The organism is Neopararhizobium haloflavum, from assembly GCF_002750855.1.
GTDB classification, from domain to species: Bacteria; Pseudomonadota; Alphaproteobacteria; order Rhizobiales; family Rhizobiaceae; genus Georhizobium; species Georhizobium haloflavum.
In genome coordinates this window covers 1-24,653 of the sequence record NZ_NWUC01000004.1, presented here as the reverse complement: position 1 = coordinate 24,653, position 24,653 = coordinate 1, and the positions used below count along the sequence as shown (strand labels likewise).

25 protein-coding genes are annotated in these 24,653 nt (G+C 62.6%); 16 read left to right on the top strand and 9 right to left on the bottom strand.

Annotated elements, in window-relative coordinates:
• Nucleotides 1-14: 14 nt before the first annotated feature.
• Nucleotides 15-2,657 carry a type I DNA topoisomerase gene (topA, locus tag CN673_RS10095; RefSeq protein WP_099866170.1) on the bottom strand — a complete coding sequence of 881 codons (2,643 nt, stop codon included), beginning with the start codon at nucleotides 2,655-2,657 and terminating at the stop codon, nucleotides 15-17.
• A 265-nt stretch (nucleotides 2,658-2,922) separates the two neighbouring features.
• Between topA and CN673_RS10090 the strand changes: the two genes are divergently transcribed.
• Nucleotides 2,923-3,138: a hypothetical protein gene (locus CN673_RS10090; RefSeq protein WP_099866169.1), complete on the top strand. Its 216-nt coding sequence runs from the start codon at nucleotides 2,923-2,925 to the stop codon at nucleotides 3,136-3,138.
• On the opposite strand, the gene dprA is transcribed toward CN673_RS10090, so the two are convergent.
• Genes dprA through CN673_RS10070 form a run of 4 tightly spaced genes read right to left on the bottom strand, consistent with a single transcriptional unit; the run spans nucleotide 3,088 to nucleotide 7,087 of the window.
• Complete coding sequence (gene dprA, locus CN673_RS10085; protein ID WP_099866168.1) at nucleotides 3,088-4,227, bottom strand: DNA-processing protein DprA; 1,140 nt, start codon at nucleotides 4,225-4,227, stop codon at nucleotides 3,088-3,090. The genes CN673_RS10090 and dprA overlap by 51 nt on opposite strands.
• Nucleotides 4,227-4,841 (bottom strand): glycerol-3-phosphate 1-O-acyltransferase PlsY, encoded by a 615-nt coding sequence (gene plsY / locus CN673_RS10080; protein ID WP_099866167.1) that lies wholly within the window; start codon nucleotides 4,839-4,841, stop codon nucleotides 4,227-4,229. The genes dprA and plsY overlap by 1 nt, the downstream gene beginning before the upstream one ends.
• Before the next feature lie 18 nt (nucleotides 4,842-4,859).
• Complete coding sequence (locus tag CN673_RS10075; RefSeq protein ID WP_099866166.1) at nucleotides 4,860-6,149, bottom strand: dihydroorotase; 1,290 nt, start codon at nucleotides 6,147-6,149, stop codon at nucleotides 4,860-4,862.
• The gene (locus tag CN673_RS10070; RefSeq protein WP_099866165.1) at nucleotides 6,146-7,087 is read right to left on the bottom strand and encodes an aspartate carbamoyltransferase catalytic subunit; all 942 of its coding nucleotides are present in this window, start codon (nucleotides 7,085-7,087) and stop codon (nucleotides 6,146-6,148) included. Before CN673_RS10070 ends, CN673_RS10075 begins: the two co-directional genes overlap by 4 nt.
• A 148-nt stretch (nucleotides 7,088-7,235) precedes the next feature.
• On the opposite strand from CN673_RS10070, the gene CN673_RS10065 reads away from it, so the two are divergent.
• Nucleotides 7,236-8,885, top strand: coding sequence for an acyl-CoA dehydrogenase family protein (locus CN673_RS10065; protein WP_099866164.1), 1,650 nt, complete (start codon nucleotides 7,236-7,238; stop codon nucleotides 8,883-8,885).
• On the opposite strand, the gene CN673_RS10060 is transcribed toward CN673_RS10065, so the two are convergent.
• A complete protein-coding gene (locus CN673_RS10060) occupies nucleotides 8,867-9,802 on the bottom strand; it encodes an AEC family transporter (protein ID WP_099866163.1) in 936 nt (311 codons plus the stop codon). The genes CN673_RS10065 and CN673_RS10060 overlap by 19 nt on opposite strands.
• Nucleotides 9,803-10,051: 249 nt before the next feature.
• Here CN673_RS10060 and CN673_RS10055 point away from each other — a divergent pair, with 249 nt between their 5' ends.
• Together CN673_RS10055 and CN673_RS10050 are read left to right on the top strand one after the other, a co-directional pair.
• Nucleotides 10,052-10,522, top strand: a complete 471-nt coding sequence (locus CN673_RS10055; protein WP_157928865.1) for a hypothetical protein — start codon at nucleotides 10,052-10,054, stop codon at nucleotides 10,520-10,522.
• Complete coding sequence (locus tag CN673_RS10050) at nucleotides 10,519-10,851, top strand: DUF6105 family protein (RefSeq protein ID WP_099866161.1); 333 nt, start codon at nucleotides 10,519-10,521, stop codon at nucleotides 10,849-10,851. The genes CN673_RS10055 and CN673_RS10050 overlap by 4 nt, the downstream gene beginning before the upstream one ends.
• Here the strand turns inward: CN673_RS10050 and ruvX are convergent.
• Nucleotides 10,794-11,282, bottom strand: coding sequence for a Holliday junction resolvase RuvX (gene ruvX / locus CN673_RS10045; protein ID WP_099866432.1), 489 nt, complete (start codon nucleotides 11,280-11,282; stop codon nucleotides 10,794-10,796). The two genes, CN673_RS10050 and ruvX, sit on opposite strands and share 58 nt — an antisense overlap.
• Before the next feature lie 98 nt (nucleotides 11,283-11,380).
• On the opposite strand from ruvX, the gene CN673_RS10040 reads away from it, so the two are divergent.
• The 9 genes from CN673_RS10040 to CN673_RS10000 all read left to right on the top strand — a co-directional run bounded on the left by CN673_RS10040 (nucleotide 11,381) and on the right by CN673_RS10000 (nucleotide 18,057).
• A complete protein-coding gene (locus CN673_RS10040) occupies nucleotides 11,381-12,088 on the top strand; it encodes a metal-dependent hydrolase (RefSeq protein WP_099866160.1) in 708 nt (235 codons plus the stop codon).
• Between the two features lie 99 nt (nucleotides 12,089-12,187).
• A complete protein-coding gene (gatC, locus tag CN673_RS10035; protein WP_099866159.1) occupies nucleotides 12,188-12,475 on the top strand; it encodes an Asp-tRNA(Asn)/Glu-tRNA(Gln) amidotransferase subunit GatC in 288 nt (95 codons plus the stop codon).
• Between the two features lie 5 nt (nucleotides 12,476-12,480).
• A complete protein-coding gene (locus CN673_RS10030) occupies nucleotides 12,481-12,951 on the top strand; it encodes a GNAT family N-acetyltransferase (protein WP_099866158.1) in 471 nt (156 codons plus the stop codon).
• Nucleotides 12,948-14,429 carry an Asp-tRNA(Asn)/Glu-tRNA(Gln) amidotransferase subunit GatA gene (gatA, locus tag CN673_RS10025; protein WP_099866157.1) on the top strand — a complete coding sequence of 494 codons (1,482 nt, stop codon included), beginning with the start codon at nucleotides 12,948-12,950 and terminating at the stop codon, nucleotides 14,427-14,429. Before CN673_RS10030 ends, gatA begins: the two co-directional genes overlap by 4 nt.
• Nucleotides 14,426-14,938, top strand: coding sequence for a GNAT family N-acetyltransferase (locus tag CN673_RS10020; protein WP_157928864.1), 513 nt, complete (start codon nucleotides 14,426-14,428; stop codon nucleotides 14,936-14,938). Before gatA ends, CN673_RS10020 begins: the two co-directional genes overlap by 4 nt.
• 99 nt (nucleotides 14,939-15,037) lie before the next feature.
• A complete protein-coding gene (gene gatB / locus CN673_RS10015) occupies nucleotides 15,038-16,540 on the top strand; it encodes an Asp-tRNA(Asn)/Glu-tRNA(Gln) amidotransferase subunit GatB (RefSeq protein WP_099866155.1) in 1,503 nt (500 codons plus the stop codon).
• A gap of 6 nt (nucleotides 16,541-16,546) precedes the next feature.
• Nucleotides 16,547-17,038 (top strand): GNAT family N-acetyltransferase, encoded by a 492-nt coding sequence (locus CN673_RS10010; protein WP_099866154.1) that lies wholly within the window; start codon nucleotides 16,547-16,549, stop codon nucleotides 17,036-17,038.
• Nucleotides 17,039-17,137: 99 nt separating this feature from the next.
• Nucleotides 17,138-17,536 carry an NADH:ubiquinone oxidoreductase subunit NDUFA12 gene (locus CN673_RS10005; RefSeq protein ID WP_099866431.1) on the top strand — a complete coding sequence of 133 codons (399 nt, stop codon included), beginning with the start codon at nucleotides 17,138-17,140 and terminating at the stop codon, nucleotides 17,534-17,536.
• A 137-nt stretch (nucleotides 17,537-17,673) separates the two neighbouring features.
• Complete coding sequence (locus CN673_RS10000) at nucleotides 17,674-18,057, top strand: DUF2155 domain-containing protein (RefSeq protein WP_099866153.1); 384 nt, start codon at nucleotides 17,674-17,676, stop codon at nucleotides 18,055-18,057.
• 64 nt (nucleotides 18,058-18,121) lie between these two features.
• Here CN673_RS10000 and CN673_RS09995 read toward each other — a convergent pair whose 3' ends face one another.
• Nucleotides 18,122-20,434 (bottom strand): 5'-nucleotidase C-terminal domain-containing protein, encoded by a 2,313-nt coding sequence (locus CN673_RS09995; protein WP_099866152.1) that lies wholly within the window; start codon nucleotides 20,432-20,434, stop codon nucleotides 18,122-18,124.
• A gap of 197 nt (nucleotides 20,435-20,631) precedes the next feature.
• Entirely contained in the window at nucleotides 20,632-20,925 is a 294-nt protein-coding gene (locus CN673_RS09990; RefSeq protein WP_099866430.1) for a transcriptional regulator, read from the bottom strand.
• A gap of 530 nt (nucleotides 20,926-21,455) precedes the next feature.
• Between CN673_RS09990 and rpsL the strand changes: the two genes are divergently transcribed.
• Genes rpsL through fusA form a run of 3 tightly spaced genes read left to right on the top strand, consistent with a single transcriptional unit; the run spans nucleotide 21,456 to nucleotide 24,506 of the window.
• Complete coding sequence (rpsL, locus tag CN673_RS09985) at nucleotides 21,456-21,827, top strand: 30S ribosomal protein S12 (protein ID WP_099866151.1); 372 nt, start codon at nucleotides 21,456-21,458, stop codon at nucleotides 21,825-21,827.
• 58 nt (nucleotides 21,828-21,885) lie between these two features.
• Entirely contained in the window at nucleotides 21,886-22,356 is a 471-nt protein-coding gene (rpsG, locus tag CN673_RS09980; RefSeq protein WP_099866150.1) for a 30S ribosomal protein S7, read from the top strand.
• Nucleotides 22,357-22,415: 59 nt separating this feature from the next.
• On the top strand, nucleotides 22,416-24,506 hold the full coding sequence (gene fusA / locus CN673_RS09975; RefSeq protein ID WP_099866149.1) for an elongation factor G: 2,091 nt from the start codon (nucleotides 22,416-22,418) through the stop codon (nucleotides 24,504-24,506).
• Nucleotides 24,507-24,653: the final 147 nt, after the last annotated feature.

Below are 24,653 nucleotides of genomic sequence, written 5' to 3'. Positions count from 1 at the left end.
GGAGTTACCCGTTGTTACGCCTTCTTGGCCTTGGCGGTCGTCTTTGTCGTCGTCGCTTTCGCGGCGGCGCTCTTCTTCTTGGCAGGTGCCTTCTTGGCCGAGGCCTTCTTCGGCGCCGCCTTCTTGCCCTTGCCGGTCTTGGCCGCCCGCTCCGCGATTAGGGCAAGCGCCTGTTCGACCGTCACGCCGGCCGGATCCTGGTCCTTCGGCAGCGTTGCATTGACCTTGCCCCAGTTCACATAGGGACCGTAACGGCCGTCACGCACGGTGATCGCGCCACCATCGGGGTGTTCGCCGAGCTCTTTCAGTGCGGCCGGGGTGGCGCGTCCGCGGCCGGGCCCCTTGGCCTTCTTTTCAGCGATCACGGTCACCGCTCGGTTCAGGCCGATGGTGAAGACATCCTCGACGGTTTCCAGATTGGCGTAGCCCCCGTCATGCAGCAGGAACGGGCCATAACGCCCGATCCCGGCCGAGATCATCTTGCCGCTTTCGGGATGCTTGCCGATATCACGCGGCAACGAGATCAGCGCCATTGCCTTTTCGTGGTCGATATCGTCCGGCTTCCAGCCCTTGGGGAGGCTAGAACGCTTGGCTTCCTTGCCGTCGCCGCGCTGGACATAGGGCCCGAAGCGGCCCGTACGCAGGGTTATCGGTTCGCCCGTATGCGGATCGTTGCCGAGATCCTTCGGCTCGTTCGCCAACTGCGCGTCGCTTCTGTTGACGGAGTCGGCCGAAAGCTGGCGCGTGAAGTTGCACTCGGGATAGTTCGAGCATCCGACGAAGGCGCCGAACTTGCCAAGCTTGAGCGACAGGTTCCCCGTTCCGCAGGTCGGGCACAGCCGCGGGTCGCCGCCGTCCTCTCGATTGGGAAAAACGATCGGCGCCAGTTCCTCGTTGAGCACGTCGAGAACGTCGGAGACGCGAAGTTCCTTGGTGTTCTCGATCTGCGCGAAGAAATCCTTCCAGAAGTCCCGCAGCACGTCCTTCCACGCCAGGTCGCCGTTCGATATCCGGTCGAGCTGCTCTTCCAGATTGGCGGTGAAGTCGTATTCGACATAGCGCTCGAAGAAATTCTGCAGGAATGCGGTAACGAGCCGGCCCTTCGCCTCGGGAATGAGCTTGCGTTTGTCGATCACCACATAATCGCGATCCTGCAGCGTCGAAAGCGTCGCCGCATAGGTCGATGGGCGGCCGATACCGAGTTCTTCCATCCGCTTGATCAGCGTGGCTTCCGAATAGCGCGGCGGCGGCTCGGTGAAGTGCTGCGTCGCATTGATCTTCTCGCGGGCAAGGTCCTCGCGGGCGTTGATTTCCGGCAGCCGGCCGTCGTCGTCTCCATCGTCGCTCTGCTCGCCGTCCTCCTTTTGGTCCGTATAGGCGGCGATAAAGCCGTCGAAACGAATGACGGAGCCAGTGGCGCGCAGTCCGGCTGTCTTGTCCGCGTTCCGTGCCGTGATCTCGGCGGTCGTGCGCTCGATCTCGGCGGACGCCATCTGGCTCGCGATCGCGCGTTTCCAGACCAGGTCGTAGAGCCGGAACTGGTCGGCATCGAGATAGCGCTTCATGTCCTCCGGCTTGCGCTCGAACCCGGTCGGGCGGATCGCCTCGTGGGCCTCTTGGGCATTCTTTGCCTTTGTGGAGTAAAAGCGCGGCTTCTCGGGGCGATAACGGTCGCCGAAATTCGTCGCGATCTCATCGCGGGCAGCTTCGATGGCGCTGATGTCCATCTGGACCCCGTCGGTTCGCATATAGGTGATGAGACCGACCGTCTCTCCGCCGATATCGATGCCTTCATAGAGCTTCTGCGCTACCTGCATTGTCCGCTTGGCATTGAAGCCCAGCTTGGAAGAGGCCGCCTGCTGAAGCGTCGACGTGGTGAAGGGCGGTGAAGGGTTGCGTTTCGTCGGCTTTGCCTCGACGCTGTCGACGGTGAAGGCAGCACCTTCGAGCATCGCCTTGATGACGTCTGCTTCGCCGGCCTTGCCGATCGTCTGGCGCTGGATGCGCTTGCCCTCGAAAGCGGAAAGGCGCGCGTTGAAGACGTCGTTGCGCGGCGTCTTGAGATCGGCGCTGATCTGCCAGTATTCCTCCGATACGAACCGCTCGATCTCCGCCTCGCGGTCGCAAACGAGGCGCAGCGCAACCGATTGCACCCGGCCGGCCGAGCGGGCGCCCGGCAGTTTACGCCACAGCACCGGCGAGAGATTGAAGCCGACCAGATAGTCGAGCGCGCGGCGCGCCAGATATGCTTCCACAAGCGGTGCGTCGATGTCGCGTGGATTGGCCATCGCGTCGAGGACGGCCTTCTTGGTGATCGCGTTGAAGACGACGCGCTGGACAGATTTCTCCTTCAACGCCTTCTTGCGCTTCAACACTTCCAGCACATGCCAGGAGATCGCTTCACCTTCGCGATCCGGGTCGGTCGCGAGAATCAGGTTGTCGGCCGATTTCAGTGCGTCGGTGATGTCCTTCAGCCGCTTGTTGGAGGCGGTATCGACCTCCCAGCTCATCTCGAAATCTTCGTCGGGTTTCACCGACCCGTCCTTGGCCGGCAGATCGCGCACATGGCCGAACGAGGCAAGCACCTTGTAGTCCTTGCCCAGATATTTGTTGATGGTCTTGGCCTTGGCGGGCGATTCGACAACGACAACGTTCATGAAAACCACTCAAATGAAATGCTGGCAAAGCGCTCCCTGCATCGGTCTGATGGTGCGGAACGGACTTGGGCTCCGAAATGGACAGGGATTGGTCCCCGGTCAAGGCCTACTGCCGAACTAACCGCCGATCAACCGGATATGCAACCAAAGCGAGAGTTGCATTGAAACACAATTATAGGTAAACAATTCGGGATGGCTGCTCGCTTGGCAGTCATGGGACAAATCGCTGTCGCATCGCGGCAGAGGGGACGCGGAGCTGGGATAGATGACCTCGCAGAACAATGGCGAGCATATGGAGAATATTGCCTACGTGCGGCACATGCTCGGAGAATTGCGTGCCGTCGCCGAGGCCGAAGGCTGTGCCATGCTGTGCTATCTGATCGAGATGGCCTATGTCGAGGCGGGCGACATCCAGCTCGGCCGGCGTCCCTCACGCGTCAGGGACATCAAGTCCGACGCGCCCCCCGGCGTGTCGATGTAGACGCCCTGCAAGGTCGAGTTCGAGCAGAATGAGATAGACACTCGGCGCGGAAAGGCCGGTGTGGCGGATGATGTCGTCGATGTCGACGGGGGTCGGGCCGAGGGCGGCCAGAACGATCGCGCGGTCGTCTTCGCTCGGCGGCGCTTGAAACGCTTCGCCCTCGATCTCGCTTTCTTCCACCAGCGCGGGCGGCTCGCGATCGCGGCCGACGACGGGCGCCAGCGCGTCCAGGACATCGCGAGCCTCGGTCGTCACGATGGCGCCATCCTTCAGCAGGGCATTGGTGCCGTGGCATCTTGGGTCGAGCGGCGAACCGGGCACCGCGAAGACGAGCCGGCCGAAGTCGGCGGCACGCCGCGCCGAGATCAGTGATCCCGATCGGTGCGCCGCCTCCACCACGATCAGGCCATGCGATATGCCGGCGATCAGACGGTTGCGTCGGGGAAAATCGCGGGCCCGTGGCTCCCAGCCGAACGGCATCTCGGAGATCGCCAACCCCTGACCGGCGCAAATGTCCTGATAGAGAAGCAGGTTCTCCGGAGGATAGGGCTTGTCGAGGCCACCGGCCATCGCGGCGATCGTTCCGGTTTCCAGGCTAGCATGATGGGCGGCGGCATCGATCCCGCGTGCCAGCCCGGAGGCGATGGCATAGCCATCCGCCGCAATCGAGCGCGCTAGCCGCGCTGCGAACTTGCAGCCCGCAATCGATGCATTGCGTGCGCCGACGATGGCCACCGAGGGCATGGCCACGACATCGCTGGAGCCTTTCGCTGCGATCACCGGCGGGGCCGCATCTATGCTGCGCAGCAACGGCGGATAGTCCGGTTCACCAATGCCGATGAACCGCGCGCCGAAGCGCTCTGCGATGTCCAGTTCGCGCTCCGCGTCGTCCTTGCTGCAGACCTTGATGGCCCGCGCCGCTCCGCCTCGCCGTGACAACTCCGGTAGCATTTCGATGGCGGCTTCGGCGGTGCCGCAGTGATTGATGAGATCGCGAAACGTGGCGGGGCCGACATCGTCGCTTCGGATGAGACGTAGCCAGGCCAGGCGCTGCCGGTCGGACAGCACGATCCCTCCTGGCCGCCCCATCAGCCCTTGGCTCCGATGCGGCTCTCGGTGCCGTTCATCAGGCGCGCGATGTTCGTCCGATGCTTGATGAACGTGATGATGCTCATGATCACGAAAAGTTCGGTCAGCCGGCCTTCGCCCATCAGAAACAACGAGATCGGAACCACGATTGCCGCGAGGAGCGCGGCAAGAGAAGAATAACGCGTCAGATACGCCGTTGCGATCCACACCACGGCGAAGACGACGACCATCACCGGCATCAGCCCGAGAAGCACGCCGACATAGGTTGCCACGCCCTTGCCACCCTTGAAGCCGAGCCACATGGGGAAGAGATGTCCCAAGAATGCGCCGAAGCCCGCAAGCACCGCCGCCTCGAAGCTGAAATGCGCAGCGACGACGACCGCAACCGTTCCCTTCAGCGCGTCCAGAAGAAGCGTCACGGCAGCCAGCATCTTGTTGCCGGTACGCAGTACGTTCGTCGCCCCGATATTCCCCGAACCGATCTTGCGCACGTCGCCAAGCCCGGCCATGCTCGTCAGGAGCAGCCCGAACGGGATCGATCCGAGCAGATAGCCGAAGGCCAGAGCGGCGGCAAAGTGCGACAGGGGCAACTGGGTGAAGATGGGTTCCGGCATCGGGAACGGACTTTCGTGTCAATCGATGGTGAAAACTGTGCGGCCTGCAACCATGGTTTGCAAGACCCTGCCCTGAAAGCGGGCATCCTCGAACGGTGTGTTCTTGGATGTGGAGACGATCCGATCCTTAGCGACCACGAAAGGATCGTTAAGATCGACGATGGCGATGTCGGCTTGCGCACCCTTGCGCACGGTGCCGCCTTCCAAACCGAATATCTTGGCCGGTCGCGTGGACAGCGCGTCGATCAGGCGAAGAAGGTCGACCTCGTCGCTGTGATAGAGACGCAGCGCCGCCGCCAGCAGGGTTTCCAGGCCGATGGCGCCCGGCTCGGCGTCTGCGAAAGGGAGCCGCTTGGTGTCGACGTCCTGCGGGTCGTGCGACGAGGAGATCACGTCGATCGTTCCCGTCTTCAGCGCTTCAACCATGGCACGTCGATCGTCCTCGGCGCGCAGTGGCGGCGAGGTCTTGAAGAAGGTCCGGTATTCGCCGACGTCGTTCTCGTTCAGCGCCAGGTTGTTGATGGAAATTCCCGCTGTCACGTCAAGGCCCTTGTCCTTGCCCCGCGCGACGATGTCGGCGCAGTCCGAGACGGAGATCTTGGCAGCGTGATAGCGCCCGCGTGTTAGCCCCACGAGACGCATGTCGCGTTCCAGCGGGATGATCTCGGCTTCGCGTGGAATGCCGGGCAGGCCAAGCCAGCTTGCCAAAAGACCTTCGTTCATGACGCCGCGGCCGGCAAGGTCCCGGTCCTGGGTCTCGCAGGCGATCACTGCGTTGAAGTCGCGCGCATAGGTGAGGGCGCGGCGCAGGACGACGCTGCTGGACAGCGTGTGCCGTCCATCGGTCAATGCCACCGCGCCAGCACCGGCAAGAAGACCGAACTCGGTCATCTCTTCGCCGGCAAGGCCCTTGGTTATGGCGGCGGAGGGGTGCACGCGTACGAGCGCCTCGTCGCGCGCCGTCTTCAGCACGAATTCCACCAGGGCGATATCGTCGATCACCGGGTCCGTATCGGGCATCATGATCAGCGACGTGACGCCGCCCGCCGCCGCCGCCCGACTTGCCGATGCGATGGTCTCGCGATGCTCACCGCCGGGCTCGCCGATGAAGACACGCGAATCGATCAGGCCGGGAATGACGAGCCGGTCGCGGCAGTTGATCACGCTCGCGCCGTCCGGAACCCCTTGATTTGTAGCCTCCGCCCCGGCCGCCGCAATGCGGCCATCTACGATGATCACCGTTCCGATTTCGTCGAGATCGCGCGACGGATCGACGATGCGGGCGTTCTGGAGGACGGTTGTGGTCATCGGCCTGCCTCCCTGTCCGGGCCGTCAAGCAGGAGCGTCTCCATCACCGCCATGCGCACGGCGACACCCATTTCGACCTGACTTTCAATGACGCTCTGCGGTCCGTCGGCGATCTCCGATGCGATCTCCACACCCCGGTTCATCGGGCCGGGGTGCATGACCAGCGCATCGTCCTTCGCGCGCTTCAGCTTCTCCGCGTCGAGGCCGTAAAAGCGGAAGTACTCGCGCACGGACGGCACGAATGCGCCGGCCATCCGCTCGCGTTGCAGGCGCAGCATCATGACGACGTCGGCATCCTTGAGACCTTCTTCCATGGAGGTGAAGACCTCGACGCCCATCTGTTCGATGCCCGATGGCATGAGCGTGGAGGGGCCGACGACGCGGACCCTGGCGCCCATCAGGTTGAGAAGGACGATGTTGGAGCGCGCAACGCGGCTGTGAAGCACGTCGCCGCAGATCGCGACGATCAGTCGGCCGATCCGGCCCTTCGCGCGCCGGATGGTCAACGCGTCGAGAAGCGCCTGGGTCGGGTGTTCGTGGGCGCCGTCGCCCGCATTGATCACCGAGCAGCCCACCTTCTGGGCAAGCAGCGCCGTGGCGCCGGCCGAACTGTGCCGCACGACGAGAATGTCCGGCCGCATCGCGTTGAGCGTCATCGCGGTATCGATCAGCGTTTCACCCTTCTTCACGGACGAATTGCCGACGGCCATGTTCATCACATCCGCGCCGAGCCGCTTTCCGGCCAGCTCGAACGATGATTGCGTGCGCGTTGACGCTTCGAAGAAGAGGTTGATCTGGGTCAGCCCGCGCAGTGTGCTGGATTTCTTCTCCCGCTGCCGGCTGAGCTTGACGGCCTCGTCCGCCTTGTCGAGCAGATGGATGAGATCGGGCTCGTTGAGACCCTTGATCCCGAGGAGATGGCGGTGCGGAAATGGCATGGGCGGAAACGCTCCGGCTTTGGGCTCGCGGTTCTATAGGGGGCGCCGTCCATCCCGGCAAGCATTGCGGGCGGTAGCCCCGGTGCAGAGGCGCGAAAATGGGCGCGCCGACCCCTGCATTCGCGTTCGAATCCCTGTAGGAAAGGCCATGAACAGCCGAACCAGCCGCCCCACCCACAGCGTCGAGAACCAGCCGCCTTCATTTTCGGGCCTCAATGCCTATCGCAATGATCCTTTGTTGCTGGAACTCAGCCTCGATATGCCACGCGCGCTGCGCGAGGATTTCGAAACTGTCGGCCGATTCGTGATGTCTGCCGAGGCGCAGGATCTGGCGCGCCTCGCCAACCGGAATCCGCCTGAGCTGCGCGCCTACGACCATCAGGGTCACCGGCTCGACCAGGTGGATTTTCATCCTTCCTACCACGCGCTCCTGCGCCGCTCCGTTGCCTCCGGGCTGCATGCATCGATCTGGGAGGACGGCGCTGCTGAAAAGGGCATGCGCCATAGGGCCAGGGCCACCCGATTCTTCATGATGGCGGGCCTCGAAACAGGGCACCTTTGCCCCGTGACGATGACGAACGCCTCCCTTGCCGCGATCATGTCGGCGCCGCGCGTTGCGCGCGATTGGACCCCGAAAATCCTCTCGCGAACCTACGATTCCTCGCGCCGGCCCGCCATGCAGAAATCGGGGGTCACGCTCGGCATGGGCATGACCGAAAAGCAGGGCGGTACCGACGTGCGCGCCAACACCAGCCGTGCCGAGCGGGTGGGCGAGGGGATCTATCGGCTATCCGGCCACAAATGGTTCATGTCGGCGCCGATGAGCGACGCCTTCGTCATGCTGGCGAAGGCCGATGACGGCGTCGGCTGCTTTCTCGTTCCCCGCATCCTCGAGGATGGATCGCCCAACGGCCTGGAATTCCAGCGTCTGAAGGACAAGCTCGGCAACAGGTCGAACGCCTCCAGCGAAGTCGAGTTCACTTCGGCCTACGGATTTCTGCTCGGCCGTTCCGGCGAGGGCATTCGCACCATCCTGGACATGGTGACGCTGACACGCCTCGACTGCGCGGTCGCCTCCGCGGGGATCATGCGCGCCTCGCTCGCCGATGCGGTTCATCACACCCGCCACCGGCAGGTTTTCGGCAAGGCGCTGATCGACCAGCCGCTCATGACCCGCGTTCTGGCCGACATGGCGCTCGATGCGGCGGGCGCCACGGCGCTGGCGTTTCGCCTGGCCCGCGCCTTCGATGAGGCTCGGGACAACCCGGAGGATGCCGCCTTCGCCCGCTTGATGACGCCTGTCGTCAAGTACTGGGTCTGCAAGATCGCGCCGGCGCTTGTCTATGAAGCGATGGAGAGCGTTGGCGGCAATGGCTATGTGGAGGAAAAGGCGCTTGCGCGTCATTACCGGGAAGCACCGGTCAACGCCATATGGGAAGGCTCCGGCAACGTGATGGCACTCGATGTGCTGCGCGTCCTTTCACGCGGGCGTGACCTGTTCGATGTCGTTGTCGACATGATCGCGCGTGACCTCGGACCTGCCGGGGGGCGCACGCGCGACGTGCTCGCGGCCGCCATGGCCGTGTGCGAACGCGATGAAGGCGCCGCACGCATGCTGACCGAACAACTCGCCCTGACGGCGGCGGCTGCCGAACTGTATCGGATCGGCGCGGGCCGTGTCGCCGATGCTTTTGTCGAGACGCGGCTTGCCGGCTCCTGGCGGTCGACCTACGGCATGCTGGACGCGCGCTTCGACGCGCGCCAACTCCTGGACCTGCTCTATCCCGAACCGAGTTGAGCGGCCAGCGCCAGGACCAGCGGGATCGTCAGGAAGGAGGCAGCGGTCTGGACCGTCGTGATCGCTGCGTAGAGCGGCGCATCTCCGCCCATCTGCCGCGCGAGCAGGTAGCCATTCATTGCCGTCGGCACCGCGCCGCACAGCGCCATCAGGAGCAGCGATTCACCGTCGATCCCGACCAGGAGCGAGAGGAGAACCATCAGGAGCGGAAAGGCGAGCAGCTTCAGCGCGACCGAGACCAGAACGATTGGTCGCGGCATCAGCGCGTCGCGGATCCTGAGGCCGGCACCGACCATCAGCAGCCCGAGGCCAAGCGCAGCGCGGGCAATGAGGTCGATGGCATCGACGAGCGGTGCGTAGAGCGGGAACGGCAGGAAACGCAGCGCAACGCCGGCGATGCAGCCGAGGATCAGCGGGTTTGTCGCGAATCGCACGGCCAGAGCCCTAATGCTGCGCGACTGCGAGCCCATCACGGCGAGCACCGAGACATTGATGACGTTGATCGGCAGTATGATGAGCGCCATCACCAGTGCCACCAATGCGAGCCCGCCCGAGCCGAAAAGCTTGTCGGCGATCGCAAGCGCCACGAAGGCGTTCCAGCGTGTCGAGGTCTGAAAGAGCGTCGAAAATGATCCCGAGGCAACACCGAGCCGTTTGGCGAGCGGCCAGAAAGCCAGAATCGCGATCGAGGAGACGATGATCGATCCGATCGCGACAAAGGCCACGTTGCCGATCGCGAGCCCGCTGAAATCTGCTCGATAAAGCGTGACGAAGAGAAGCGAAGGAAAGAGAACGAAATAGCCGAACTGATCCAGACCTTCCCAAAGCCCTGAGGAGATCGTGCGCCACCGCTTCAGCAGGACGCCTAGAACGACGATCAGAAAGATCGGAAGAATGCTTTCGAAGATGACGGACACGAGCGGTATCGGCGTTGGGAGGGGCTCACCTGCTTAAACCCATTTGGCAATAAGGCGCAATCGCGCGTGGCGCCCCTGCTTGTCCGTTAACCATAACGGGCGTTTCCCGCCGCCGCGCGTGGCCGTGGATCGATCGCTGCCTTATGGTTACTGAGATGTTAATGCGCTGCTGCGGATCGAAAGTGCGATGAGGCAGCCTCGCAGACATCGAGCGATAAAGCGGATGATGCAAAGACCATGCGCGCATTCTTGAGTACGCTAGCCCTGTTCTGGACGGCCCATTTCGCGCTGTCGGGTCTGGCGCGCGCTGTCGTGCCGTCGTCGACCGCCTTGCCGTCGGGATTGCTGCAGGCATTCGGCGTGGCGGAGTTTGCAGTTTCCGGCTTGTTCGCTCTCGCCTTCCTTCAACTGCTCGTCGGACTGGATGAGGAGCGCGGCGAAGCGGCCAGGTTCGTTGAATGGGCGGGTGCCGGCGCTTTGGCCATTCTTGCCGCCGAGCACGTCGTCGCCGGATTGGTCGCGTCGCAGAACGGCCCACCTTATTCCGCAGCCATCCTCCTCGTAATGACGACGCTCGCGTTTCGCTGGACGATCGATATTCAGCCGGCGCGCGGCACCGACGAGGCGGGGCCGGCGCACGGAGCGGCCGGGGCGCGCGCCAGGCTTGCCGCCATGACGACCGACCTTGCCTATCTGCGAAGACGGAGGCCTATGCCATGAAGTGGTTTGTGATCCTGTGGGCAGGCCCGATCGCGTTCCTGGGCGCTTGGTATGGGCTGTCCTACCACGACATCAGCTTCGGCTTCTTCATGCTGACGCGAGAGACGCACGACCTCGTCTTTGAGATCTACGGCAACATTCTGGGCATGGAGCCGGATGCGATCCCGCCACTGGTCGCCCGCGCGCTGATCGTCGATACGCTTCTGGTGATCGCTATCCTGGTATTCAGGCGTCGAAGGGTCATTGCCGCCTGGTGGAAATCGCGCCGCGCTTACGATCCGGCTGTCGTCTCGCGGGACAGCGACGCAAGTCTGTCGAGCGCGCCCTGAAGGATGAAGGCCGCTGCCGCCGCGTCGATCCGTTCGGCCCGTTTCGCGCGGGAAACGTCCATGTCGATCAGCTGACGCTCTGCGGCGACCGTCGATAGCCGCTCGTCCCAGAATGCAATCGGCAGATCGCTCATCTGTCCGATATTGCGCACGAAGGCGCGCGTTGCCTGGGCGCGCGGCCCTTGGCTTCCGTCCATGTTCACCGGTAGGCCGATGACCACGCCGCCTACGTTCTCGCTTGCCAGCAGCTTCAGCAGCGTGTCCGCGTCCTTGCTGAATTTCGACCGCCTGAGCGTGCCGCGCGGTGTCGCCAGTTGCAGGCCCAGATCGGAGATGGCGATGCCGATCGTCTTCGTTCCGAGATCGAGCCCGGCGATGGTGTATCCCTTGGCGATGCTGGCCGGAAGTTCTTCGAGCGGGATGATCGACACCTGATGGGCCTTTCGCAAGGTTTGCATTTCGCACTATCTGCGCCATCTATGCGGGCTGCGCAATCGCATGAGATATTTGAACGATGGGAGTGTGACGAATGAAACTGACCTGGCTCGGCCATGCCGCCTTTCGCATCGAGACCGGAAAATCGACAATCCTCGTCGATCCTTTCCTGTCAGGCAATCCCGGTTTCGAAGGCCTTGATCGGAAGGACGCGACGAAGGATGTCAGCCACATCGTTCTCACGCACGGCCATGCCGACCATGTCGGCGACACGGTCGCGATCGCCAAGGAGACCGGTGCAACCGTCGTCGCCAATGCCGATCTTGCAGACTGGCTCGCCACCCGTCACGGCGTGGAAAAGGTCGACCCGACGAACACCGGCGGCACGGTTTCGCACGAGGGATTTTCGGTCACCTATGTCAATGCCCTGCATTCTTCTGCGACGGTGACGGAGGATGGCGTTGCGCATGGTCTCGGCAATGCCAATGGCTGCGTCTTCCACTTTTCGGATGCACCGACCCTGCTGCATATGGGCGACACCGACATTTTCTCCGACATGGCGCTGATCAACGAACTGCACAAGCCGGAAATCGGCATCGTGCCGATCGGCGATCGCTTCACGATGGGCGGCGCCGTTGCGGCTCTGGCCTGCCGGCGCTATTTCGATTTCCGCACGATCATCCCTTGCCACTATGGCTCGTTTCCGATCATCGACCAGACGGCCGACAAGTTCGTCGAGGCGCTGGAGAGCCAGGCGGATCGCGCAAAGGTCCAGACCGCCGGCACCGCCCAGCGCTTCTGAGCGAGACGGCGCAAGGCGCGGCACGCCGCGCCTTGCTCTTCGCGTGACTGGTCGCTATAGCGGGCCCAAATCCGAACCGTCGAATGGAGCCTGCTTGAAATGTCCGTCGATCTCGCCACGGTGAAGCGTGTCGCCCGGCTGTCGCGCCTGGCTGTCAGCGATGAGGAAGCCGCCCGCATGGAAGGCGAACTCAACACCATTCTCGGCTTTGTCGAACAACTGGACGAAGTCGATGTCACCGGTGTCGAACCGATGACGTCGGTTACTCCGATGGCGATGAAGAAGCGCGTCGATCAGGTCACCGATGGCGACAAGGCTGCTGACGTCGTCGCGAACGCGCCTGCCAGCGATGAGGGTTTCTTCCTGGTCCCCAAGGTGGTGGAGTAGGCGCGATGGCGATCGCGATCGCCGTCGAAACGCCCCTGCAGGATGATGTGCGGGCCATGGTGGCCGAGCTCAACGAGACCATGATCCCGCTGACGCCGCGCGAATTCCAGTTTCAGCTGTCCGCCGAGCAGATGGCCGAGCCATCCGTCACGGTCCTCATCGCGCGAGACGAGGCGGGCAGGGCGGTCGGCATGGCCTCGCTCAAGGAGCATGGCGATAGGCTCGGCGAGGTGAAACGCATGTTCACGCTGCCCGAGGTCCGCGGCCGTCGTGTCGGCTCGCAACTGCTGCAGCGGATCGAAGAACTCGCCGTCGCCCGCAACGTCGCCCGTCTCGTTCTCGAAACGGGGGAGGCGCCGGGTTTCGAGGCCGCCTGGCGCGTTTACGAGCGTGGCGGCTACAAGGTGTGCGGAGCCGTGCTCGACTACCCGGATTCCGGCTATTCAAGATTTTATGAAAAGAAGCTGTCCCAATGAGTGAACTGACGAAACTGACGATCGCCGAAGCCCGAGAAAAGCTGCGCGCCCGGGAGGTGACGTCGGAGGAACTGACGAACGCCTATATTGACGCCATCGAGGCCGCGAACCCGACATTGAACGCCTATGTCACCGTCACCTCCGAGAAGGCGCGCGACATGGCCAGGCGCTCGGATGCCAGATATGCCGCTGGCGAAGCCGGCGCGCTTGAAGGCATTCCGCTCGGCATCAAGGATCTTTTCGCCACCGAGGGCGTCCACACCCAGGCCTGCAGCCATATCCTCGATCATTTCGAGCCGCGCTATGAATCGACGGTTACGCAGAACCTCTGGGACGATGGTGCCGTCATGTTGGGCAAGCTCAACATGGACGAGTTTGCCATGGGCTCGTCCAACGAGACCTCCTACTACGGCCCGGTGACCAACCCCTGGCGGGTCGAAGGATCCAACCGGAACCTCGTTCCGGGTGGCTCGTCCGGCGGTTCTGCCGCGTCGGTCGCAGCCATGCTTTGCGCCGGCGCGACAGCAACCGACACGGGCGGCTCAATCCGCCAGCCCGCCGCTTTCACCGGCACGGTGGGCATCAAGCCGACCTACGGCCGCTGCTCGCGCTGGGGCATCGTCGCCTTCGCGTCTTCGCTCGACCAGGCCGGACCGATCACGCGCGACGTGCGCGATGCGGCGATCATGCTGAAATCCATGGCCTCCAGCGATCCCAAGGATACCACCTCGACCGATCGCGAGGTTCCCGACTACGAAGCGGCGATCGGCCGCTCGGTCAAGGGGATGAAGATCGGTATTCCAAGGGAATACCGGGTCGACGGCATGCCGGGCGAGATCGATGGCCTTTGGCAAAAGGGCATCGACTGGTTGAGGGACGCCGGCGCCGAGATCGTCGACATTTCATTGCCGCACACGAAATACGCTCTGCCCGCCTACTACATCGTCGCGCCCGCCGAGGCCTCTTCGAACCTGGCCCGCTACGACGGTGTGCGCTACGGCCTGCGCCACAATGGCAAGGACATTCTCGACATGTACGAGAAGACCCGGGCCGATGGCTTTGGCGCCGAGGTGAAGCGGCGCATCATGATTGGCACCTACGTTCTTTCGGCCGGCTATTACGATGCCTATTACCTCAAGGCCCAGAAGGTGCGCACCCTGATCAAGCGCGATTTCGAGACAGTGTTCGCCGACGGCGTCGATGCGATCTTGACGCCTGCGACGCCCTCCGCCGCTTTCGAGATCGGCGATGCTGAAATGGCAGCGGACCCGGTGAAGATGTACCTGAACGACATTTTCACCGTAACGGTCAACATGGCCGGCCTGCCAGGCATTGCGGTGCCGGCAGGGCTGTCCGAGAGCGGTCTGCCGCTCGGTTTGCAACTGATCGGTCGTCCCTTCGATGAGGAGACGCTGTTCGCGACCGCCAACGTGGTGGAGCAGGCCGCCGGCCGCTTCACGCCAAAGCGGTGGTGGTGATCCGTCCCGCCAGGCAGGACGATGCCGCGATCCTCGCGGATGTCGGTTTTCGCGCCTGGCAGGACAAGCTGTCGGTTTGGGCGTCCAGCCCCGACGACGCGGCTGCGATCATCCCGAACGCGAAAGCCGCCTTTGCCTCCTTCACGCGCGATGGCTGGCAGACCATCCTCGTCGCGCAGATCGACGGGGCCATCGTTGGATGGGGCGCACGCGAAAACGGCGACCACACGATTTCCGATCTATGGGTCGACCCTTCGTTGCAGCATCACGGCGCCGGCTCGGCCCTCCTCATCCAACTCGAAAACGACATGGTTGCCGCAGGCTATAAGGTGGCCGCACTCGAAACCCACGCCCGCAACGAAGCAGCGATCGCCTTCTACCAGCGTCGGGGCTACGCCGTGAAATGGCTCTCCACCAAATACGCCGCCGGCCTCGACCGTGATATCGAGAAGGTCGGCATGGAGAAATCGCTGACGGCGCGTGTCGAGGCGTCCGATGCGGTCGACTGAGCCGCATTGGCCTGGGTTAACGGCCAAAGTCCTTGCGTCCGCCCCATCGATGTTCTAGCCAAACGCCAATTCTTGGACGACCCAAAAAGAGTTCTTCCGATGACCATCGTCGATACCCGCACCCCTGAACCCAAACGTTTCATTCCCGGCGCGACTGGCGATTGGGAAATCGTCATCGGTCTGGAGGTGCACGCGCAGGTCACCAGCAAGTCGAAGCTGTTCTCCGGCGCATCGACAGAGTTCGGCAAGGCGCCCAACGCCAACGTCTCGCTCGTCGACGCGGCGATGCCGGGCATGTTGCCGGTGATCAACGAGGAGTGCGTCAAGCAGGCCGTGCGTACTGGCCTCGGCCTCAAGGCGCAGATCAACAAGCGGTCGATCTTCGACCGGAAGAATTATTTCTATCCCGATCTGCCGCAGGGCTATCAGATATCCCAGTACAAGGACCCGATCGTCGGCGAAGGCAAGATCGTCATCTCGGTCGGCCCGGACCGCAAGGGCAATTTCGAAGATATCGAGATCGGCATCGAGCGGCTGCATCTGGAACAGGATGCCGGCAAGTCGATGCACGACCAGCACCCGACCATGTCCTATGTCGACCTCAACCGTTCCGGCGTCGCATTGATGGAGATCGTCTCGAAGCCGGATCTGCGCTCGGCTGACGAGGCGAAGGCCTATCTCACGAAGCTGCGCACCATCCTGCGCTATCTCGGCACCTGCGACGGAAACATGGACGAGGGCTCCATGCGGGCCGACGTCAACGTATCCGTTCGCCAGCCGGGCGGTGCGTTCGGCACGCGCTGTGAGATCAAGAACGTCAACTCCATCCGTTTCGTCGGTCAGGCGATCGAGTTCGAAGCCCGCCGCCAGATCGCGATTCTGGAGCAGGGCGGCACGATCGATCAGGAAACCCGTCTTTTCGACCCCTCCAAGGGCGAGACGCGGTCGATGCGCTCCAAGGAAGATGCGCACGACTACCGCTATTTTCCCGATCCCGACCTTCTGCCGCTCGAGTTCGACGACGCCTTCGTTGCTGACCTCGCCGCCCATCTGCCCGAACTGCCCGACGACAAGAAGAATCGCCTGATCGGCGACCTCGGTCTTTCGGCCTACGACGCCTCGATCCTCGTTTCGGACAAGGCGATCGCTGATTATTTCGAAAAGGCCGCCGCGGGGCGCGACGGCAAGATGGTCGCCAACTGGGTCATCAACGACCTGCTCGGCGCCCTCAACAAGAACGGGCAGGGCATCGAGGAAACGCCGATCTCGCCTGCTCAGCTCGGTGCCATCGTCGATCTCATCAAGGAAGGCACCATTTCCGGCAAGATCGCCAAGGACCTTTTCGAGATCGTCTGGAACGAGGGGGGCGACCCCTCCGAACTCGTCGAGACGCGCGGCCTCAAGCAGGTCACCGACACCGGCGCGATCGAAGGCGCTGTCGATGAGGTCATTGCCGCCAATCCGGACAAGGTCGAGCAGGCAAAGGCCAAGCCGGCGCTCGCCGGCTGGTTCGTCGGCCAGGTCATGAAGGCAACAGGCGGCAAGGCCAACCCGCAGGCGGTCAATGCCCTGGTCAAGACGAAGCTCGGCATCGAGGAATAGGCATCCGTGTTCTTCATCCGCAGCGCCAGCGAGGAAGACCTGCCGGAAGTCGGCCGGCTGCTGACGGAAACCTGGCATGCGACCTACGATGCGATCCACGGTGCCGAGAAGGTCGACGAGATCACACAGGCCTGGCATTCCGTTGGCGCGCTGAAGGCAAACCTTCATCGGCCCGCATCGGAGTTCATCGTCGCCGACGACGGGCGACGCATTGCTGGCACCGCCTATGCGTCGGTGACGGCAAGGAACACGGTGACGCTCCACCAGCTCTACGTGCATCCGGCGCTGCAGCGACAGGGCATCGGTCTCGATCTGTTCGCTGAAATGGAAACCTGTTTCGACGGTGCCAGCCTGATGCGCCTCGAAGTGGACCCGAAAAACGCCGCTGCGGTCGCCTTTTATCGCCGCATCGGTTTCGTGGAAACCGGCGATGCCGGGAGGGACGCAGCGCCGGGATCGACGATTGAAACGATCGTGATGGAAAAGTCGTTGATCTGACCGGCAGGGCATCCGCCGCGCCACTGGACTTCGCGTTGGTGACGCGGCATAAGCGGGCCGAACGTCGGCACAATCCTCAATATGGGCGAGCGCAGTCGCATGAAACAGTTTCTCCTGCAGTTCTTCACCTGGTGGAACGGCACGACATTGAACACGAAGTTTCACACCTGGCGCTTTGGCGAAAAGGTCGGCGAAGACGAGGTCGGCAACATTTACTATCAGGGCGGCAAGGATTCGGAGGGCCGGACTCGCCGCTGGGTCATCTATAACGGCCTTGCCGACGCCTCGCGCATCCCGCCCGGCTGGCACGGCTGGATGCATCACCGCACCGACGTCACCCCTGCGAGCGCCGCCTATCAGGCGCGGACCTGGGAAAAGCCGCACAAGCCGAACGTCACCGGCTCCTCGGCGGCATACCGCCCCAAGGGATCGATTCTGACGGGCAGCGAACGGCCGCGCGTCACCGGGGACTACGACGCCTGGACACCGAAATCCTGAATCCTTTGAGGGAGAAGTTCGGCCACATTCCGCGTCTATCGCGAATTGGATCGACAATAAGGACGAACGGCGACAACGTGCCCAGCCCCTTTAGACCAGAGCCATTGAGACGAACCGCGCGGGCTGCCACATGGGTAATGCTCGCCGGTCTCGCCGCGATCGTCTCGATCCCGCCGGCTCAAGCGGCGCGGATAGAGAACAGGGTCGCCGTCTTCTCCGGCATCGACAAGATCACCGGCCGCATCACGACATTCGACGTCTATATCAACGAGACGGTGCAGTTCGGCGCGCTGCAGGTGACGCCGCGGGTCTGCTACACCCGTGACGAAACGGAGGCGCCGAAGACGACGACCTTCGTCGAGGTCGACGAGATCACGCTCGACCGCAAGATCCGCCGTATCTTCACGGGCTGGATGTTCGCCGATTCCCCTGCGCTCAACGCTGTCGAGCACGCCGTTTACGACGTTTGGCTCGATACCTGCAAAATGGAATCGGACGTCCCCGCACCTGAGACGAACTGAATATAGCGGTGAGCGGGCAGGGCGGGGCAGCCACTGGCCGCCCCGCTGCTTTGCATGAAGGGCGTCAGGCCGCCATTGCGCCTGCTTCATAAGAATCGGTGACGAGCCCGACGAGCAGTCCGGCATAACCGTCCTCTGCGACGACATCGTCCCAATAGTCGAGTTCGGCCGTATCGGCCTCACGCCCATAAGCGTTCAGATAGAGAAAATCGATTCCCTCTTCGACCGGGCCGCTGGTCACGAGCGAAACGAATTCGGCACTGTCGGCAAAGCGGTGCGCCGTCGCGATGATGTCTACGCCCGCGCTTTCATTGAGGCCGCTCCAGTACTCGGTTCCGGCTGGATCGCCCGGCCGGTCGAATGCGATTTCGTAGAGGATGTCGAGCTGCGCCTCATAGGGATCGGCCGCATTGTCGACGAACACGGCATCCTCACGCAGATCGAGGTTCTGTATCCGCAGGTCCTCGCTCTCCGATGTTTCCGCCGAGGCAAAGGCGTTCGTCGCAAACTCCGATTGCAGATAGTCGCCGAGAGCCTGCTGCTCGCCGAGTGCGTTCTCGGGCGGTGCGGGGATTGCCTCTTCACCGGCCACGAGGGCGGGATCGATCGGTTCGCCGAGCGAGCCGTCTTCGAGCAGATAGCGATAGTTGGTGGCATGCTCACGGAACGGATAGCCGTCGCCGCCATCGGCCAGGAAGTTGAGCGTCACGATCGAGATGGTCTGCGGTGCGTCGCTCGCGATCTCACCGTCAACGACAACGGGCGCAAAGACGTTTCCGTCCTCGTCGATCAGCGCGACATTCTTGATCCGGCTGCCCGATTCCGCACCTTCGTCATAGGAGTAGCTGATGCCGCCTACCTGCGGGAAAGCGCCGGCATTGTTGGCAACGCCAGCCATGAAATCGAGGATGTTGAGCAGGCCTTCCGGAGTCGTGTCGACAAGGATCAGCTTGTTGTCGAAGCGAAGGGCATTTTCGATATCGAGTTGCGAGATGCCGCCTGTCGGCTTGCCGGCATCGGGGTTTTCCTGCGGCGGCAGAGGATTGCCGGCATTGTCGACGGCACCGATCGAAGCACGGATGCCGCCGCCATTCTTGATGGAGACGACGAAGCCTTCGGCGTCGAGGGCGTCCAGCGCTGCAGCCCGGTTGGCATCGGCGGTCAGGTTCCCGAGATTTGTTTCCTCGCTGCGCACGATCGCCCGCTCGCCTTCCAGAAACACGTCGGAAAGGCCGAATACGGTGCCGTCCTTGATGTTGATGACGTCGTCGACGGCCTCGGTGATTTCGCGTACCTCGGCGCCCATCGAGCCCTCCGCGAAGGCAGCGGCTTCCAGGTCCTCCGGGGCGACGCCATAGGCTTCGGCGACAACGTCGATCGACGCGGCATAAGCCCCGCCCGCATCCGCATCGTAGCTGCCGGCCACGTAGTTGCCGTCGGCATCGAAGTCGACCACGAGGCGGCCGAGATAGGTGAACTCGTTGTCGGTGTTGACGATCAATGTCGTGCTGCCGTCGGCGTTGGCGACTTCGAGCGGATAGGCGTCGGCGAAATCAGCCGCATGGCCGGGAAAGCTGACGGCCGTGTCGTTCTCGTCGCCGAGACGGGTGTTCGACCCGGCTGCGAGAATGATGTCGACGCCGGTCAGAAGCCCAGCCAGTTCGACCTCATTGCTGATCTCCTGCAGATGCGACGTGAGGATGATCTTGTCGATTCCGTCGGCGATCATCGCATCGATGATCGGTTGCAACTGGCTGGCCAGCAGTTCCATGTCATCCTGCGAATCGCTGACGCCTTCGACGGTCGTGCCGGTCGGAGAGGAGAGGTTTTCAAGCCGCTGCGTCGTGGCGCCGAGGATGCCGATGCGCTCGCCCCCTTCGGTGACGACGGTCGCCGGAACGATGGCGCCCGGGGCAAACGTGGAAGCGTCCGGCAGTGCGCTTCCGAGGGTATCGATGAAGTTGTCGCTCAGCGCGCTGTCGGCGGAAAAGTCGAGATTTGCCGTGATGTGCGGGAAAAGAGCGCCCGCCCAGTTGCCCGATGCGCTTATCGCGTCGTTGAAGACGCTGGACCCGAGGTCGAATTCGTGATTGCCGATGGCGGATGCGTCAACGCCCAAGGCGTTGAGGATCGCGATGTCGGGGCGCCCCCGACCCTCCGCGCCGATGACGTCGGCCAGTGATGGGTCACCGCCAGCCGTGAGGAACGGCCCGGGAATGAAATTGTCGCCGCCTGAAAGCGTCAGCGAGTTCGCGTAGGTGTCGTCAAACAGGTCGATGAGCGCCGCAAGATAGGGCGCCGTGTCGCCGGCGAGCAGCCCGGCCTCGGCGTCAGCAAAATGCAGGAGCTGCAGCGTGTAATGGGAAGTCTGGTCCATGGACGGTCTCCGCTGTTGCCCGGACGCATGGACGGTTGGACACGCCCGGATTGTGGTCCATGGAGGGCCATAGCGGTGTCAGATGTAGGGTATGTGACAGCAAGGGCGTCGAGGGATGGCCGATCACGGACGCCAGCGCACCGGCGGCCGTCACTTGGGCGCTGAACATTGCCGGCCGTCGGTCTCGAGAGTCGGTCTCAAGAGAATGTGACGATCGCAACTTCGCCTTCGAGCGCGCCCTGGTAGGCCGATGCGTGCGGCTCTTCATCCGGGCTGCCGTCCAGGGTCCCGATCTGATCCAGTTCCGCTTCCTCGTAGCCTTCCTCGACCAGCGCGTTCAGCGCTTCGCGCACGGCGGTGTCGTCATCGGGCGCGGAGAGCATGATGTGCATGTCGACAGGCTCTCCGTCCTTCTCCCGCCACGCGCGACCGATGATGATGAACACCATGGGCGTCGTCGGGTCGTTCTCGTTTGCTGGAATGTCGATCATGGATGCCTCGCCTCGCGGGTGGTTGGTCGAATAGCGTCCCGGAGCGTGGATGGTTCCCAGACGGCGTCGCGCGAGGCATGACAACGGATGCCGGCTTGCGTCAATGGGCTGATTCTGCGATTTCGCGGCATCGATCATGGGAGCGGCTCGGCCGCCGGAAGAATGCGTCGCATTGAAGGCGGCAGACGAAACGATCTTGCGCCCATGCGCGCGGACCGCAGACCTGCCGCTCGGTGGCGACAATTGTGGAGCCGCGGCACTTGACGTTAACCGGCCAAATCAGTATGACCCGCCCACCAAAGCCGATGTGAGGCCGGCATCTTCGAAGCGACGCGCTTTGGAATTCGCCTCAAACAAGGCTTGAACCGCAGACGACGACACGGCTGTTTGCAAGAAGCGCCAAGCGCTTCCTCTGCCTTTTGTGGGCCATCCACCGATTTTCGGGGACGGCTCGCTTCGTGCATGTTCGCTCGTTTGTGGCTGACGGCCTTTCGCAGGGCTTTGAGATAGATTTGTCAAGGGATGGTTGAATGCCTACCGTAAACCAACTGATCCGCAAGCCGCGCCAGGCGCCGGTCAAGCGCAACAAGGTTCCCGCGCTCGAGCAGAACCCGCAGAAGCGCGGCGTTTGCACGCGCGTCTACACCACGACCCCGAAGAAGCCGAACTCGGCTCTGCGTAAGGTTGCCAAGATTCGCCTGACCAACGGTTTCGAGGTCATCGGCTACATTCCGGGTGAGGGCCACAACCTTCAGGAGCACTCCGTGGTGATGATCCGCGGCGGCCGCGTGAAGGACCTTCCGGGTGTGCGTTATCACATCATCCGCGGCGTTCTCGATACCCAGGGTGTCAAGAACCGCAAGCAGCGCCGTTCCAAGTACGGCGCCAAGCGTCCGAAGTAAGATATCCGGCGTTGCCGCCATGCGGCAGGCCACGTTCAATCAGTGAGAGACGAAAAACATGTCGCGACGTCACCGGGCAGAAAAGCGTGAGATCAATCCCGATCCGAAATTCGGCGATCTGGTCATCACGAAGTTCATGAACGCCATCATGTATCACGGCAAGAAGTCGGTCGCCGAATCGATCGTCTACGGCGCCTTTGATGTGGTCGAGGCAAAGACCAAGCAGGAGCCGGTCGCCATCTTCCACCAGGCGCTCGACAACATTGCGCCGCACGTCGAAGTGCGCTCGCGCCGTGTTGGTGGTGCGACCTATCAGGTTCCGGTCGACGTTCGTCCAGAGCGTCGCCAGGCACTTGCCATCCGCTGGCTGATCAACGCAGCACGCGGCCGCAACGAAACGACCATGATCGAGCGCCTGTCCGGCGAACTCATGGACGCGGCGAACGGTCGTGGCAGCGCGGTCAAGAAGCGCGAAGACACGCACAAGATGGCCGATGCCAACCGCGCGTTCTCGCACTACCGCTGGTAATCGCAAATTGAATGGGCGCGCTTTGAAGGCTGCGCCGACGCATTGAAAGGCTGACCAAAATGGCCCGCGAATACGCAATCGAAGACTACCGCAACTTCGGCATCATGGCGCATATCGATGCCGGCAAGACGACGACGACCGAGCGCGTCCTGTTCTACACCGGCCGTTCGCACAAGATCGGCGAAGTCCATGACGGCGCTGCCACCATGGACTGGATGGAGCAGGAGCAGGAACGCGGCATTACGATCACGTCGGCTGCGACCACGACCTTCTGGAAGGGCCGTGACGGCAAGATGCGCCGCTTCAACATCATCGACACCCCCGGACACGTCGACTTCACCATCGAGGTCGAGCGTTCGCTGCGCGTGCTCGACGGCGCGATCGCGCTTCTCGACGCAAATGCCGGCGTCGAGCCGCAGACCGAGACCGTTTGGCGTCAGGCCGACAAGTACGAAGTCCCGCGGATGATCTTCTGCAACAAGATGGACAAGATCGGTGCTGACTTCTATCGCTCGGTCGAGATGGTCAAGTCACGCCTCGGTGCGACCCCTGTTGTCGTCCAGCTGCCGATCGGCGCCGAAAGCGATTTCAAGGGCGTTGTCGACCTGATCGAGATGAATGCCCTGGTATGGCGCGATGAGTCGCTCGGTGCGCAGTGGGATATCGTCGAGATTCCGGACGACCTGAAGGAAAAGGCCGAGGAATATCGCGAGAAGATGATCGAGACGGTTGTCGAGATCGACGAAGCCGCGATGGAGGCCTATCTCGAAGGCGAAATGCCGGACAACGACAAGATCCGTGAACTGATCCGTCGTGGCACGATCAACGTCCAGTTCTTCCCGATGTTCTGCGGCTCGGCCTTCAAGAACAAGGGCGTTCAGCCGCTCCTCGACGCCGTCGTGGACTTCCTGCCTTCGCCGATCGACATCGCCGCCATCAAGGGCATCGACGTCAAGACCGAAGAGCCGACCAAGCGCAAGGCCAACGACGACGAGCCGGTCGCACTGCTCGCGTTCAAGGTCATGAGCGACCCGTTCGTCGGTTCGCTGACCTTCTGCCGCATCTATTCCGGCAAGCTGGAAAAGGGCGGTGCGCTGCTCAACACGGTCAAGGAAAAGCGCGAGCGCATCGGCCGCATGCTGCAGATGCACTCCAATTCGCGTGAAGACATCGACGTGGCCTATGCGGGCGACATCGTTGCTCTGGCAGGCCTAAAGGAAACGACGACAGGCGACACGCTGTGCGATCCGCTCGCACCGGTGATCCTGGAGCGCATGGAATTCCCTGATCCGGTCATCCAGATCGCGATCGAGCCGAAGACCAAGGCCGACCAGGAAAAGATGGGCCTTGCGCTCAACCGTCTCGCCGCCGAGGATCCCTCCTTCCGCGTCAAGACCGACGAGGAAAGCGGCCAGACCATCATCGCTGGCATGGGCGAGCTTCACCTCGACATTCTCGTCGACCGCATGAAGCGCGAGTACAAGGTCGAGGCCAATGTCGGTGCGCCGCAGGTGGCTTACCGCGAAACGATCACCAAGGCCGCCGAGATCGACTACACCCACAAGAAGCAGTCGGGTGGCTCGGGTCAGTTCGCGCGCGTCAAAATCGTGTTCGAACCCAACCCGGACAGCGAGGATTTCGTTTTCGAATCCAAGATCGTCGGTGGTTCGGTTCCGAAGGAATACATTCCGGGCGTCCAGAAGGGCATCGAGAGCGTTCTGTCCTCCGGTCCGCTGGCGGGCTTCCCGATGCTGTCGGTCAAGGCGACCCTCATCGACGGTGCCTACCACGACGTCGACTCTTCGGTTCTGGCGTTCGAGATCGCCTCGCGTGCCGCTTTCCGCGAAGGCGCACAGAAGGCCGGTGCTCAGTTGCTTGAGCCGGTGATGAAGGTCGAGGTTGTCACGCCGGAAGACTACGTCGGCGACGTGATTGGCGATCTGAACTCCCGCCGCGGCCAGATTCAGGGCCAGGAGCAGCGTGGTATTGCGATCGTCATCAACGCGCACGTGCCGCTCGCCAACATGTTCAAGTATGTCGACAACCTGCGTTCGATGTCCCAGGGCCGCGCCCAGTACACGATGCAGTTCGACCATTACGCGCCCGTTCCCTCGAACGTGGCACAGGAGATCCAGGCCAAATACGCCTGATCGTCTGACGAGCATTAGAAAACAGAAGAACGGTCCCCAGCGGGACAACAGGTAAAACGGAGAGCCTCCAATGGCTAAAGGCAAGTTTGAACGCAATAAGCCGCATGTGAACATTGGCACGATTGGTCACGTTGACCATGGCAAGAC

Coding starts and splice junctions, on each gene's coding strand:
- CN673_RS10075 (WP_099866166.1), bottom strand. CDS start 6,149: ATGACCACAACCGTCCTCCAGAACGCCCGCATCGTCGATCCGTCGCGC.
- CN673_RS10030 (WP_099866158.1), top strand. CDS start 12,481: ATGGCGATCGCGATCGCCGTCGAAACGCCCCTGCAGGATGATGTGCGG.
- CN673_RS09990 (WP_099866430.1), bottom strand. CDS start 20,925: ATGATCGACATTCCAGCAAACGAGAACGACCCGACGACGCCCATGGTG.
- topA (WP_099866170.1), bottom strand. CDS start 2,657: ATGAACGTTGTCGTTGTCGAATCGCCCGCCAAGGCCAAGACCATCAAC.
- gatC (WP_099866159.1), top strand. CDS start 12,188: ATGTCCGTCGATCTCGCCACGGTGAAGCGTGTCGCCCGGCTGTCGCGC.
- rpsL (WP_099866151.1), top strand. CDS start 21,456: ATGCCTACCGTAAACCAACTGATCCGCAAGCCGCGCCAGGCGCCGGTC.
- CN673_RS10000 (WP_099866153.1), top strand. CDS start 17,674: ATGCTCGCCGGTCTCGCCGCGATCGTCTCGATCCCGCCGGCTCAAGCG.
- fusA (WP_099866149.1), top strand. CDS start 22,416: ATGGCCCGCGAATACGCAATCGAAGACTACCGCAACTTCGGCATCATG.
- CN673_RS10065 (WP_099866164.1), top strand. CDS start 7,236: ATGAACAGCCGAACCAGCCGCCCCACCCACAGCGTCGAGAACCAGCCG.
- gatB (WP_099866155.1), top strand. CDS start 15,038: ATGACCATCGTCGATACCCGCACCCCTGAACCCAAACGTTTCATTCCC.
- CN673_RS10090 (WP_099866169.1), top strand. CDS start 2,923: ATGACCTCGCAGAACAATGGCGAGCATATGGAGAATATTGCCTACGTG.
- CN673_RS10070 (WP_099866165.1), bottom strand. CDS start 7,087: ATGCCATTTCCGCACCGCCATCTCCTCGGGATCAAGGGTCTCAACGAG.
- CN673_RS10050 (WP_099866161.1), top strand. CDS start 10,519: ATGAAGTGGTTTGTGATCCTGTGGGCAGGCCCGATCGCGTTCCTGGGC.
- rpsG (WP_099866150.1), top strand. CDS start 21,886: ATGTCGCGACGTCACCGGGCAGAAAAGCGTGAGATCAATCCCGATCCG.
- plsY (WP_099866167.1), bottom strand. CDS start 4,841: ATGCCGGAACCCATCTTCACCCAGTTGCCCCTGTCGCACTTTGCCGCC.
- CN673_RS10005 (WP_099866431.1), top strand. CDS start 17,138: ATGAAACAGTTTCTCCTGCAGTTCTTCACCTGGTGGAACGGCACGACA.
- dprA (WP_099866168.1), bottom strand. CDS start 4,227: ATGGGGCGGCCAGGAGGGATCGTGCTGTCCGACCGGCAGCGCCTGGCC.
- CN673_RS10040 (WP_099866160.1), top strand. CDS start 11,381: ATGAAACTGACCTGGCTCGGCCATGCCGCCTTTCGCATCGAGACCGGA.
- gatA (WP_099866157.1), top strand. CDS start 12,948: ATGAGTGAACTGACGAAACTGACGATCGCCGAAGCCCGAGAAAAGCTG.
- CN673_RS09995 (WP_099866152.1), bottom strand. CDS start 20,434: ATGGACCAGACTTCCCATTACACGCTGCAGCTCCTGCATTTTGCTGAC.